Raw genomic sequence first — 13,775 nt, forward strand, 5'->3', positions numbered from 1 at the left:
CTACATCCGTTTGTTATTTATTATTTGTTATTTGTTTTTTTGAGAAGCTATGTCAACACTCCTTGACACTAAAGTCGAGTTTCTAAAGGGTATTGGGCCGCAAAAAGCTGCGTTGCTTAATACAGAGTTGCGTATTTTCACCTTTGAAGATTTACTGTATTATTTTCCTTTCAGACATGAGGATCGCAGTAAAATCTATCCCATCAAAGATATTCACGAAGACCTCCCCTATATACAAGTTCGGGGAAGAATAACAGGCATATCATCGCAAGGTGTTGGACCAAAGAAACGACTGATCGCTTTTGTACAAGACGATACAGGAATTTTAGAATTGGTTTGGTTTCAGGGTGGTGCTTGGATTGAAAAAAATATTTTACCCAATACCATTTACGTAGTTTTTGGTAAACCCAATCTCTATGGCCGCAAACTCAATGTGGTGCACCCAGAAATGGAAGTGTATTCAGATGAGCATGCGCAAAAAGGATTGCAGGCTGTATACAATGTTACAGAGAAACTAAAAGGCAGAAGCATCGATAGCAAAGCGCTTTCAAAAATAATTGAACGTGTTGTCAAAGAAGTTGCGCCACGCTTGCCCGAAATATTGCCTGCTAACATCATTCAAAACTTCAAACTTATCTCCCGAGCGCAAGCAATGGAGTGGATACACATGCCACCCAATGCTGCGTCTTTAGAGAAAGCAATTGCACGGTTGAAGTTTGAAGAATTATTTTTGATTCAAATTAAATTACTGCATCAAAAAAGTTACCGTAAAGTACATTACAAAGGATTTGTGTTTAATCACATACCAACCTTAAATGTATTTTACAAAGAACATCTTCCATTTGATTTAACTGATGCTCAAAAAAGAGTTATCAAAGAAATCTACAAAGACGTTACTTCTGGAACACAGATGAACAGACTCTTACAAGGTGATGTTGGTAGCGGAAAAACAATTGTAGGTTTTTTATGTATGATCATGGCCATTGATAATGGCTATCAAGCGTGCTTGATAGCACCTACAGAAATACTTGCGGCACAACATTATGAAGGCTTAAAAGAACTCGCTTCTAAAGTAGGCCTAACGGTTGCTAAGCTTACAGGTTCATCCAAGAAAAAAGAACGCGAAGTTATTCATCGTGATTTGCTCGATGGAAGTTTGAATATATTAATTGGCACCCACGCCATTCTCGAAGACATTGTTCAGTTTAAAGAATTAGGGATTTGTATCATCGATGAACAACATCGTTTTGGCGTAGCACAACGTGCAAAACTTTGGAAGAAAAATAAAGAAACGCCTCCACATATTTTGGTGATGACGGCAACGCCTATTCCACGTACGTTGGCAATGACTTTGTATGGCGATTTAGATATTTCTGTAATTGACCAAATGCCAGCAGGTAGAAAGCCTATTTCTACATCGCACAAATACGACAAAGATCGTTTGCTTGTATTCGGCTTTATTCGTAAACAGGTATTGGAAGGCCGACAAGTATACATCGTGTATCCCTTAATTGAAGAATCTGAAAAATTAGATTTAAAAGATTTGATGGATGGTTTTGAAAGTGTGAATCGTGCGTTCCCAGAGTTTCCTATAAGTATTCTTCATGGACGTATGAAGCCCGCAGACAAAGACTATGAAATGCAACGTTTTGTAAAAGGCGAAACAAAGATCATGGTTGCCACAACTGTTATTGAAGTAGGTGTAAACGTACCGAATGCAAGTGTGATGGTGATTGAAAATTCAGAGCGCTTTGGGTTGTCGCAGTTGCATCAATTGCGCGGTCGCGTTGGTCGTGGTGCAGATCAATCGTATTGCGTCCTAATGACGAGTCATAAATTATCAGCAAATAGTAAAACACGTATAGAAACAATGGTGCGTACCACCAACGGCTTTGAAATCGCAGATGTAGATTTGAAACTCCGCGGACCAGGTGATTTAGCAGGTACGCAACAAAGCGGCGTATTGGATTTAAGATTGGCGGATTTGGCTCAAGATGCACATACCCTGCAACACAGCCGACAAGCAGCGATGGACTTGCTAGACAGTGATCCCGATTTATTAAAACCTGAAAATCGTATGCTCCGTGGTTACATGGAATCGAAAAGTAAGAATAGTAAAGAGTGGAGTAGAATTAGTTAAAGGAAGTGGAAGGCTTAATGCGGAAGGCCTAAGGCTTCATACTATACCACTGACCTTTAAATAAATTAATTGTATACTTTTTTAAATTGATAATTTTAAAAACATCATAAAACAAAAAAGGTTCGAACTTTCGCCCGCACCTTTCCTATTCTTTAAATTAATATTTTTATAATTCCTCTTCTTTTTTCTCCTCAACAACCTTTACTTCTTCTGGGAAATACCTTTTCTGAAAAATCAAAATAAGTGCTACACCAACAAAAATCGTTGCATCTGCAAAATTAAAGATTGGCCACAAAGGATAATAACTTCCGCCAATACCAGGTACCCATTCTGGAATAAGACAATTGCAGATATCTACATAAAACATATCAATGACTCTGCCGTGAAACCAAAGCATGGGAGCATCGTAGGTTGGTAGATTTAAGAACACACCATAAAACGTACTGTCTACCACATTTCCCATAGCGCCGCCCAATATCAATGCCACGCACCAAAGGAAGCCTTCGTGCATCTCTTTCTTAGCCATTTTATACAAATAAATAGTTATTACACCCATTGCTACCAAACGGAACAAACTCAAAATAAGCTTGCCGTAATTTCCTGCAATCTTAATTCCGAAGGCCATTCCTTCATTGGTGATGTAATGCAACTTAAACCAATCTCCTAATCGAATGCTCGGGTGTTCGTAGCCTTCAAATGGAAACGTTTTAAAAACCCATAACTTGATTATTTGATCGATTAAAATAACCAGTATGGTAAGTATGAAATATTTTGTGTAACGCATTTTTAAGTTTTAAGTAATATGTTTTAAGTTTTAAGAAAAAGAAATATTGAGAATGGGCCCTCATATAACTTATTACTTAAAACTTAAAACGTTATTTTTCTATTTTCATGATAAGTGTTTGCTCATCCATTTCTATTTCTGTTCCGCCTGTAAGAACATCAACAATATCTAATGACAATGCTTGTGTTTCGGTACAAATATATTCTTGGTTAGAGCGCAATGCACTATTAATTAGCTCGTCATTACGTTGTATGCTAATGCGAATTTTGTCTTGTACTTCCAAGCCCATATCCTTGCGCATGTTTTGAACTCTGTTTACAACATCGCGCGCAATGCCTTCTTGCTTCAGTTCATCACTCAATGTGATATCAAGCGCAACAGTAAGTCCAGCTTCCGATGCCACAGACCAGCCTGGAATGTCTTGTGAACGTATTTCTACATCTTCCGCAGTAATGGCTATAACTGCTCCATCGGCAAGTTTCAAATCGAATGTACCACGCTCGATCGTTGTTATATCATCTGCACTTAAGGTTGCAATTGCATTTCCAATTTCTTTCAGCTTTGCACCATATTCTTTACCTAGTTTTTTGAAATTCGGTTTGATGGTTTTAACGACAATGCCAGAAGTGTCTTCGATGTATTCGATTGTCTTAATATTGACTTCGTTTTTAATCAAATCTTCTACTGCTTGAATTTGTGCTTTCAACCGTGGTTGCAAAATCGGAATTAAAATTCTTGAAAGTGGCTGACGTACTTTTATATTCACCGAAGGTGATTTGCGAATCGAATGCACAAGCGATGAAACGCGTTGTGCCAAACTCATACGTTCTTCCAATTCAAGATCCAAATAGGCATCGGTTACTTTCGGGAAGTCTGCAAGATGCACAGAGCTCACTGTATTTTTCTTACTTACTTCGTTTAAGTCACGGAACAATTTATCTAAATAGAAGGGCGCGATTGGTGCACCTAATTTAGCAACGGTTTCCAAACACGTATATAAGGTCTGATACGCAGCTGTTTTGTCTGCATTGTATTCACCTTTCCAGAAACGCTTTCTATTTAACCGCACATACCAGTTACTTAAATCGTCTACCACAAAATCTTGTATCGCTCTACCTGCTTTTGTTGGCTCATAATCTGCAAATGCATCGCCAACTTCTTTTATTAAGGATTGAAGTTTAGATAAAACCCAACGATCGCTTTCGGTCCGTTCTTTCAAAGGTATCTCTGCTTCAGCAAACGAGAAATTATCTAAGTTTGCATATAGTGCAAAGAAGGAGTAGGTATTTTGAAGGGTGCCGAAGAAACGTCTTTGTACTTCAGTGATGCCATCTAAGTTGAATTTCAAATTGTCCCATGGTTGCGCATTGGTAATCATATACCAACGTGTCGCATCCGGACCATATTTATCAATGGTTTCAAACGGATTTACAACATTGCCTAAACGCTTAGACATTTTGTTTCCATTTTTATCCAACACCAAACCGTTTGCAATTACATTTTTGAATGCAACTTTATCAAACAACATTCCAGAGATGGCGTGTAAGGTAAAGAACCAGCCACGTGTTTGATCGACACCTTCCGCAATAAAATCTGCCGGGTAATTGTTGTCAAACAGTTCTTTATTCTCAAACGGATAATGCCACTGTGCATAGGGCATTGCGCCTGAATCAAACCAAACATCAATTAAGTCTAGTTCACGTTTCATCGGCTTTCCAGAATCACTCAGTAAAACGATATTGTCTACATAAGGTCTGTGTAAGTCATTTATTTCTGTTGCTGTTTCAATACCGGCTTTTTGTGCTTTGGCAATTTCAGCTTTTAATTCTTCGATTGAACCAATACATTTTTCTTCTGAACCATCTTCTGTACGCCATATCGGAAGGGGTGTTCCCCAATAGCGTGAACGAGACAAATTCCAGTCTACTAAGTTTTCCAACCAGTTACCAAAACGTCCTGTACCGGTAGATTCTGGTTTCCAGTTGATGGATTTATTCAATTCAACCAAGCGATCTTTTTTCGCAGTGGTCTTGATAAACCAAGAATCTAATGGATAATACAACACCGGCTTGTCTGTTCTCCAGCAATGCGGATAGCTGTGTTCGTAACGTTCTACTTTAAATGCACGATTGGCTTCTTTCAATTTAATTGAAATGCGTTCGTCTACACTTAAGTATTTATCTCTACCTTGTTTGTTACGTTCTACTTCTTTTTCTTCGTCTGTTAAATATGCTTCTTTCACATACTCTCCAGCGAAGTCCGTAACTTCTTTAGTGAACCTACCTTGTCTATCTACTAAAGGGTATTCATTGCCCCTGTCGTCTTTGGTAACGATTGAAGGTATGCCTGCTTGTTTAGCAACACGCGCATCATCCGCACCAAAGGTTGGTGCTATATGTACGATACCTGTTCCATCTTCTGTGCTTACAAAATCACCTGCAATCACGCGGAAAGCAGCAGTATCAGGTTGTAAGTACGGCATCAATTGTTCGTATTCCACCCCAACAAGATCTTTTCCCTTAAAGGAAGAAATAAGTTTGAATGGAATCAATTTGTCACCTGATGTATATTCTTCTAATGAAATATCTTTTGCCTTGTCAGAAAAATATTTACCCATTAATGCTTTCGCAAGAATGACTTGTATGGGTAAAAATGTATATGGGTTGAATGTAGAAACCAATACATATTCAATATTCTCCCCAACAGCTAAAGCGCTGTTAGAAGGAAGTGTCCAAGGAGTTGTTGTCCACGCAATAAAATACGTTTCTTCCGTTGCATTAGGAACCTGAATTTTAGAGTTTGGCTTCAATTTGAATTGCGCAACTGCACTTGTATCGCGCACATCTTTATACGTTCCTGGTTGATTTAGTTCATGTGAACTTAAACCGGTACCTGCAGCAGGCGAATAAGGCTGAATTGTATAGCCTTTGTATAATAAATTTTGAGAATGGAATTGTTTTAATAAATGCCAAACCGATTCAATATAATTATTTTCGAATGTGATATACGGTTTTTCAAGATCAACCCAATAACCCATTTTTACAGTAAGTTCATCCCACTCGGATTTGTATTTCATTACCGATTCGCGACATTTCTTATTGTATTCTTCAACAGAAATTTTCTTGCCGATATCTTCCTTTGTAATACCAAGCTCCTTCTCAACCTGCAACTCAACGGGCAAGCCATGTGTATCCCAGCCGCCTTTGCGTTTTACTTGGAAGCCTTGCATGGTTTTAAAACGACAGAAAATGTCTTTTACTGTACGGCCCATTACATGGTGTATACCTGGTGTTCCGTTCGCAGACGGTGGACCTTCGTAAAAGGTAAATGTTGGCTTGCCTTCTCTTGTGTCTATGGATTTTTCAAAAATATTATTGTCTTTCCAGAACTGTTGAATTTCATTTCCAACTTCTGACAGTTCGGTTTTCTTTTCGTTATACTTCACGGCTCTCGTCGTTTCTAGGTGTTTTAATTTCTAAACGCATCAGATCGATTTCTACATCGTCGTCTTCTGTATGCAATTTTTCGTGTTTATCCTTTATGATCGGATATAAATTGATTTTCTCTCCCTTACTAAATGTCAATAACAATGCGGGCAATACAATTAAATTTGTAAACATGGCAAAGAACAAGGTTAAGGAAGTTAAAATTCCTAAAGCTATTGTTCCGCCAAAATCAGAGAATGCAAAGATTAAGAAACCACAGAACAATACGATAGATGTATAAATCATACTAACGCCTTCTTCTTCTAAAGATTTCACAACAGCTTGCATTGTGTTTCCTTTATAATGCTTCAATTCTTGTTTGAACTTACTCAAATAGTGTATCGTACTGTCAATGGATATACCGAAAGATATGCCGAAGATCAATGCTGTACTTGGCTTCAACGGAATATTAAACAAGCCCATAATTCCGGCAGTTAAAATAATTGGAATAATATTCGGTATTAATGAGATGATAATAATTTTTGGATTCGTAAAGATGAACGCCATCATCAGCGAAATCAAGCCAAAAGCCCATACCAATGATTCTGATAAATCGTCAATCAAATATTGATTTCCTTTTAAGAACAATAACGTTGTGCCCGTAATGTGTACTTTTTGATTGGCCGTATCCGGAAATATTTCACGTGTTTTAGGGATGATATTTTTCTCAACAAGTTGCTTCATTTTATCTGTACCAATATCTGCAACCTTACACGTAAATCGAATGTACTGGCCCGTAGAGTCTACGAATGAACGCATCAACTTGTCTTCCGATTTGTCATTTGTCTTCATAAAAGAAGCCAGGCTAATCATTTCTTGCTTTGTCGGAATTTCATAAAATTCAGGGAGCCCATTGTAATAAGCCTGCTTCGCTCCTTTGACAATGTTCAATACAGAAAGTGGTGGCGATACGTTGTTTAATGATTTCAAATAGGTTTCCAATTCATCTAACTTTTTCAAATTAGCAGGAATTCGAATTCCTTTTTTCTTTCCTAAATCGACGATAATTTCTAAGGGCATTACTCCTTTAAAATGCTGTTCAAAAAATGACAAGTCTGTTTTTACTCCGCTACTTTTTGGAAGATCATCAACCATATACGAGATAACTTGTATGCGATAGATCCCTACTATTGAAAGTGCGATAATTAAACACGTAATAATATATACAACTGAACGATAACGCAACACGATGTATTGCAACATATTGTTTACACGTCGTAAAAAACGCAAATCTAAATGTTTTAATTGTTTGTCGTTTGGTGCGGGCAAATAACACAACATTGTAGGAATAACAACCAAAGAAATTACAAAGGTAGCGGCACTTATTAAACCTGCAACCATACCAAACTCTTTGATGATAATAATATTTGTAAAATATAACACCAAAAATCCTACAGCAGTATTCATGTTGGTCATGAAGGTTAAGAAGCCAATTTTCTCAACAATTCTACTGATGGCTTTTATTTTATTTCCATGCTTGCGGTATTCTTGATGGTACTTATTGTACATGTAAATACAATTGGGAATACCAATTACAATAATTAATGCGGGCAACATACCTGTTAGTATGGTTATTTTATAACCCAACAAAACAATGGTACCCATTGTCCATATTACTGTAACAACAATTACTAAGAAGGTAAAGAATACTGCGTAGAGGTTTCTGAAAAAGAAAAATAATATAAGTGAAGTTACTAAAACAGATAAGACTAAGAAGAACTTAAACTCTTTTTGAACATCACGCACCATAATGGTACGCACGTAAGGCAAGCCTGCAAAATGTGTTTCAATATGAGTGTCTTCTTTGAATTTAGCCGACAAGTCTAATATGTCTCCAACTATTTTTTGTCTTCCGTTGGAATTGAGTTGTTTCGCATCAATTGATATGGCAATAAGAGCCGCGTTTGTATTCGAATTTGTAATTAATCCTTTGTAAAATAATTGATCGTTTGCTAATGCTATCAAGGAGTCTAATTCATGCTGAGAAGTGGGCCTCTTAGTAAAAATTGAACGTACGTCTAATTTAGAATTTATGGTGTCTTTGGTTAGCATTTTTACGGTTGGTAACGATATTGCATCATTCACGCCAGCTGTATTTTTTATTTCAAGACATAAGTCATAAAATCTATTAAAGGTTTCCAGTTTAAAAATTTTGGGGTCTTGAATTCCCACAACCATAATGTTTGCATCCTCTCCAAACATTTTTTTGAAGCCCTTGAAATAAATCATTTCAGGATCTTCTTGAGGAACCACCTTTAAGAAATCATATGTTATATCAATTTCTGTGGCTTTATAAGCCATGAATCCTGTAATAGAACCTGTTATTATTAAAAGTATCAATCGATACTTGATAATGAAACTCCCTAACCTAACCCACATATAGTATTTTCAAATAATTAAGGTGGCTAATTTAAGCAAATTTGCTGATATCTGTATTGAAAAATATGCTCGGAAGGCTAATTTAATATATTGACAATCTGATTATTATATAAAAATGTATGTTTTTTTACAAAATTATATAAAATGATGAATTCTCAGATAGCTTTTAAGAGCAATAGAGATAGGGGTTTTCCATTTATCGCCAAGCATTTAATCGTATACCCTAATGACAACTTCTTCGTTTAAGCTAAAAAATACGCAGAAATGATTCAAATAAAAATTCCGTGTGAGGCTAGTTGGAATGAAATGACTCCAAAAAATGAAGGTAAATTTTGCAGAACTTGTGAAAAGGTGGTGGTAGATTTTAGTCGGATGGATGATTTTCAGATTAAAGAATATTTTACAACACATTCACAGCAAAAAACCTGTGGTAGATTTTTAACAACACAAATTGATCGTCCATTAGAACCGCAGCCTAAGTCAAAAAACTTATTTAAAAGCTTGCCTCGTTTTTCAGCATTTAATTTCTTTGTAGTCTTTTTTGCGAGTTCTATTTTATGGCTGAGCAGTTGTATTAAAAAGAATGTCGTAACAGGGGAAGTAAATAATAATGAATGCGAACCAAGACTAATGGGCGATACAATCATAACGCCCATATTGAAGCCGGATACAACAGCAGCCATCAAGGAAGATACCATTAATTTTATTTCTGGTGAAGTCGCAGAAACCATTCCCGTTAAAATGGGAAAAATTAAAATAGCGGATACGCTGTCTCAAAAAGTGGTTCGAAAGAAATAATTACGCTTCAAAAAAATATTCGTAAGCAGTTCCAACAAAAGATTCCTTTAATGCATCATAGTTTTCAATTAAAGAATTTAACGATTCTGCATTTTGGCGATTCAATAAAGAAATAGGTTTCTGCTTAGATATTCCTAGAAATTTTTGAATTTGAAATAATGTTTCATTTGGTTGCTCGGTCAATGTTTCATAATCTACTTCGAATACAGGTGTATTGTGTATTTTTAAAATTGATTGTGTTTCGAGTTCCCATTTGGCATACTGTTCGAAAGTTTCAATACATTCCCTTTTAGATAGACTGATTTTTTTATTAGGTGTCGTTTCCTTAATGACTGCTATACTTGACCATTCCTGAGTCTTTTGAGCAATCCGTAACGAAACATATACACGTAACAGGTTTCTACGATGAACCTTTATGATGTACATCCTGGGGTCGCTTAATAAATCAATAAATAGTTTTTTCTTAATGGGCTCATCCATGTATTCATAAAAAAATTTAAGACCCACCGCTCTAATTGTTTTAGAGTATTCTTTTAATAACAAGTTCTTATCTGCTGTTACCGAAAATGATTCATTCAAAGATAAAATTCGAGTATGTGAATTTAGGTACGTATGCAACAAGGATGAGCCGGTGCGTGGATGACTCAAAATTAAAAAAATGGAATAGTTTGTATGCTTATAAAATGGAAATGCATTCAGTGCCTGTTTGATTTTTATAGTAAGAAATACACGTAAATACCGACCACTAACGATTTTCATACAATGAAAGTACCTGTTTTGTTTAAAAGAAAAAAGTATAAGTGATAGAGATTGTGATTAATTCAATTTAAATTCACCTTATTATATAAAAAGATATTTTTATTGATCGATGCTTCAAAAAATAACCGTAACATTTTTTTCAAAAGTTTTAAATGCCCTGTTGGGATTTTTAAATGCGATTTTGATTACGCAATTTTTAGGTGCCGATGGAAAAGGAGTTACAAGTTTATTTATGGCAAGCGTAGGCTTATGCATTATGTTTTGCCAACTCATGAGTGGGAATGTATTGGTATTCTTGTCATCAAGGATGGCTACTTCAACCTTATTGTTTGTTAGTTATGCATGGTCCATGCTTATTTCAATCGTATTGCCCATGTTGCTTTTTACATTTCATCTGTTACCTTCCGAATATTTGATTGACTGTATAACAATCAGCACCTTCTATGCTTTATTTCATGCACATACATTTATTTTACTAGGGAGAGAAAAAACGCATCTTTATAATATATTGACTCCACTCCCATTGCTCTTACAACTTATTACGGGTGTGATTCTTTTTATTGTATTGCAGAGCCACAATATTACACTGTACATTCATAGCTTAAACTATGCTTTCGGCTTGAGCTTTATAATAACTCTTTTATTTGTTCTCCCCAAAATTGGACCTATGCTATTTCCGAATAAAAATTCCATTCGCACTATTTGGAAAAAAGGGCGGCAAGCGCAATTGTCAAACATCTTATTTTTCTTCAATAATAGAATCTTCTTTTATCTTCTCGGATTCTATTTCTTGCAAACACAAGTTGGTATATACTCAGTCGCCATTATGTTGATTGAATCCGTCTTATTAATTGGCAACAGCTTTTCGTTAATGTTATATGCTCGAATTTCAAATACTGTTTCATTAATAGACTCCATTCTTATAAGCAAAAAATATATGCTGATAAGTTTTAGCTTAACCTTATTTGCATTGGTACTTATTGCAATTATCCCTAATGATGTCTATGTTATTTTATTTGGAAAAGATTTCTCCGTTGTTAAAAAAATTGCACTTTACCTATCTCCAGGTACGCTTTTAATGAGTACGTATTATATCACAAGTTCTTATTTCAGTGGCATCGGCAAATATGCTTACAATAATTTCGTTGTGGGTTTGGGGTTATTGCTAACTATTGTTGGAGGAATAATTTTTATTCCAAACGGAGATATTTTTACGGCTGCGATTATTACGTCAATTGCCTTTAGTATTATTGCTCTTTGTAGTTTATGGCAATTTAAAAACGAGATGTTGTTGCATTCAAAATAATGCACGAACGAATTTAAATTGTTTTTCGAGTCTGTTCGAATTCTTCCCAAATGGTTTTCAAAATTATAGCAGCAGGCTGAATGGAATTTAATTGCGCGCTCACCTGTCCAATTTCCAATTCGCCTTCATCTAAATTGCCTTCAAAAATACCTTTCTTTGAACGGCCTTTTGCTAATACTTTTTTTAAATCTTCTACTGATGCGCAGTTCAATTCAGCCTGTTTTACCTGATCGTAAAATGCATTTTTTAATAAACGAACAGGTGTTAATTGTTTTAAGGAAAGAATCGTTTCACCTTCTGAAGCACCGATTACTCGTTGTTTGAAAAATGTATGCGCAGAGGATTCTTCACTCACGGCAAAAGCAGATCCAACTTGTACTCCTTCTGCACCTAAGGCAAATGTAGCCAACATCGCACGACCAGAAGCAATGCCCCCGGATGCAATCACAGGAATTGTTACAGCATCTACAATACATGGGACTAAACAAAGGGTTGTGGTTTCTTCTCTTCCATTATGGCCGCCTGCTTCAAAGCCTTCTGCAACAATTGCGTCTACTCCTGCTTGTTGGGCTTTCAATGCAAACTTCGTACTTGACACCACATGCACAACCGTTATGCCTGCCGCCTTTAATCTTGCAGTATAGGTTCCAGGATTTCCTGCAGAGGTGAAAACAATTTTAATATTTTCTTCAACCAATATCGAAATATGATCTTCGATATGTGTGTACAATAATGGAAGATTTACACCGAACGGTTTATCTGTTGCCTGTTTGCATTTTTGTATATGTTCTCGCAATACCTCGGCAGACATCGAGCCAGCACCAATCAACCCCAAGCCTCCAGCATTACTCACCTCAGAAGCCAAACGCCAGCCACTGCACCAAACCATGCCTGCTTGTATGATGGGATATTGTATATTAAAAAGTTGTGTGATTCTGTTTTGCATAATTTCTGATGAAAATTCCAAAGAACAAAATACAAATATCAAACGGATGTAACAAGTAATAATCAAGTGCTACAAGTCCCCTTTTAGGAATTCTAAAATTCAAAACAAACCTATAAGGCTTTATATTTTTAACCTATTCTGTAACCATATACATTGCTGTATTTTTAAGGGCGGCTGTGTCAATTATCGAAACCTTATAGGTTATCTTTTCTAGCCAAATTATTTACTTGAATGTATTTTTTTATAACATCTAATATTCCCAATCACAATTAAGACTGCCTGTCTCTTTTAAATGAAATTTTAAATAATTTTCTTTACCCCCAAACCAATGTACAACATCCTCTCGCTTCAAAAGCGTTGACTTTTCAGATACTATTGCATTGAACGAACTAAAGTGCCAATCTTCAGCTGAACCAATAAATCCATGCTTAACTGGATTTTGATGAATGTAATTAATAACAGAAGTTAAATATGATTCGGAATCGACTTTAAACCTTTTTGTATAGTCAATCCAAAGCGCTCCTTTTCTATTGTACTTTATGTTATAAGCTTTTGCATAAGCGTTAAGCAAATTACTTATTTCTTGCATAACAAGCTTATGAAAATTCAATTTGTATTTAGGATGGGCTTCTAATGTTATTTCAGAATGCGTTTTAACTAAAAAATGTATATGATTGGGCATTAAACAGTAAGCTATCGTACTGAAAACTGATGAAGAATAGTGTGCATATTTCTCTAAAAAGTAATGGTAATTCCCTTCGGTTCTAAACAAATTCTCACTGCCTACAGCATGATTGATAACATGGTAATATGTTGCTGGTTCAAAATCAATTAATCCTTTCATGTGACTTTTTTAAAAAATATTCTTGCACGTTCCAATCAAACCTATAAGGTTTTTTATCTTAAAGTTATTCTGTAACCAATAACACTACTGTAGTTTTAAGAGCCGCAATCTCAATGAACAAAACCTTATAGGTTTCGATATCCTATTAAGCAAATTCTAATTACGAAAACTCGTCCAAACCTTTTATAAAATTCCTTTAAGAAGTATTTATCCTTCCTTCAAAAAAACCTATAAGGTTTTATATCTTTAACCTATTCTGTAACCAATAAGACTACTGTAGTTTTAAGAGCCGCAATCTCAATGAACAAAACCTTATAGGTTTCGATATCCTATT

9 protein-coding genes are annotated in these 13,775 nt (G+C 35.7%); 3 read left to right on the forward strand and 6 right to left on the reverse strand.

Annotation, left to right across the window (positions count from 1 at the left end):
- The first annotated feature begins 49 nt into the window (after window positions 1–49).
- Window positions 50–2,140, forward strand: a complete 2,091-nt coding sequence (recG, locus tag Q0543_RS11935) for an ATP-dependent DNA helicase RecG (RefSeq protein WP_299253206.1) — start codon at window positions 50–52, stop codon at window positions 2,138–2,140.
- A gap of 166 nt (window positions 2,141–2,306) precedes the next feature.
- Here recG and Q0543_RS11940 read toward each other — a convergent pair whose 3' ends face one another.
- From Q0543_RS11940 to Q0543_RS11950, 3 genes are all read right to left on the reverse strand, one after another.
- Window positions 2,307–2,924 carry a lipoprotein signal peptidase gene (locus tag Q0543_RS11940; RefSeq protein ID WP_299253209.1) on the reverse strand — a complete coding sequence of 206 codons (618 nt, stop codon included), beginning with the start codon at window positions 2,922–2,924 and terminating at the stop codon, window positions 2,307–2,309.
- Window positions 2,925–3,015: 91 nt separating this feature from the next.
- Window positions 3,016–6,369, reverse strand: coding sequence for an isoleucine--tRNA ligase (gene ileS / locus Q0543_RS11945; protein ID WP_299253211.1), 3,354 nt, complete (start codon window positions 6,367–6,369; stop codon window positions 3,016–3,018).
- Entirely contained in the window at window positions 6,359–8,710 is a 2,352-nt protein-coding gene (locus Q0543_RS11950; protein ID WP_299253214.1) for an efflux RND transporter permease subunit, read from the reverse strand. Before Q0543_RS11950 ends, ileS begins: the two co-directional genes overlap by 11 nt.
- A 342-nt stretch (window positions 8,711–9,052) precedes the next feature.
- On the opposite strand from Q0543_RS11950, the gene Q0543_RS11955 reads away from it, so the two are divergent.
- A complete protein-coding gene (locus Q0543_RS11955) occupies window positions 9,053–9,586 on the forward strand; it encodes a hypothetical protein (RefSeq protein ID WP_299253217.1) in 534 nt (177 codons plus the stop codon).
- Here the strand turns inward: Q0543_RS11955 and Q0543_RS11960 are convergent, their stop codons facing one another.
- Window positions 9,587–10,345: a sulfotransferase gene (locus Q0543_RS11960; protein ID WP_299253220.1), complete on the reverse strand. Its 759-nt coding sequence runs from the start codon at window positions 10,343–10,345 to the stop codon at window positions 9,587–9,589.
- 109 nt (window positions 10,346–10,454) lie between these two features.
- On the opposite strand from Q0543_RS11960, the gene Q0543_RS11965 reads away from it, so the two are divergent.
- Window positions 10,455–11,651, forward strand: coding sequence for a polysaccharide biosynthesis C-terminal domain-containing protein (locus Q0543_RS11965; RefSeq protein WP_299253223.1), 1,197 nt, complete (start codon window positions 10,455–10,457; stop codon window positions 11,649–11,651).
- Window positions 11,652–11,664: 13 nt separating this feature from the next.
- Here the strand turns inward: Q0543_RS11965 and Q0543_RS11970 are convergent, their stop codons facing one another.
- Together Q0543_RS11970 and Q0543_RS11975 are read right to left on the reverse strand one after the other, a co-directional pair.
- Window positions 11,665–12,597, reverse strand: coding sequence for a DUF561 domain-containing protein (locus Q0543_RS11970; protein WP_299253226.1), 933 nt, complete (start codon window positions 12,595–12,597; stop codon window positions 11,665–11,667).
- Between the two features lie 250 nt (window positions 12,598–12,847).
- Entirely contained in the window at window positions 12,848–13,441 is a 594-nt protein-coding gene (locus tag Q0543_RS11975) for a hypothetical protein (RefSeq protein WP_299253229.1), read from the reverse strand.
- Window positions 13,442–13,775 lie beyond the last annotated feature (334 nt).

It is taken from the genome of uncultured Cytophaga sp. (assembly GCF_937863595.1).
GTDB lineage: Bacteria > Bacteroidota > Bacteroidia > Cytophagales > Cytophagaceae > Cytophaga.

Coding starts and splice junctions, on each gene's coding strand:
- recG (WP_299253206.1), top strand. CDS start 50: ATGTCAACACTCCTTGACACTAAAGTCGAGTTTCTAAAGGGTATTGGG.
- Q0543_RS11940 (WP_299253209.1), bottom strand. CDS start 2,924: ATGCGTTACACAAAATATTTCATACTTACCATACTGGTTATTTTAATC.
- Q0543_RS11950 (WP_299253214.1), bottom strand. CDS start 8,710: ATGGCTTATAAAGCCACAGAAATTGATATAACATATGATTTCTTAAAG.
- Q0543_RS11955 (WP_299253217.1), top strand. CDS start 9,053: ATGATTCAAATAAAAATTCCGTGTGAGGCTAGTTGGAATGAAATGACT.
- Q0543_RS11960 (WP_299253220.1), bottom strand. CDS start 10,345: ATGAAAATCGTTAGTGGTCGGTATTTACGTGTATTTCTTACTATAAAA.
- Q0543_RS11965 (WP_299253223.1), top strand. CDS start 10,455: ATGCTTCAAAAAATAACCGTAACATTTTTTTCAAAAGTTTTAAATGCC.
- Q0543_RS11970 (WP_299253226.1), bottom strand. CDS start 12,597: ATGCAAAACAGAATCACACAACTTTTTAATATACAATATCCCATCATA.
- Q0543_RS11975 (WP_299253229.1), bottom strand. CDS start 13,441: ATGAAAGGATTAATTGATTTTGAACCAGCAACATATTACCATGTTATC.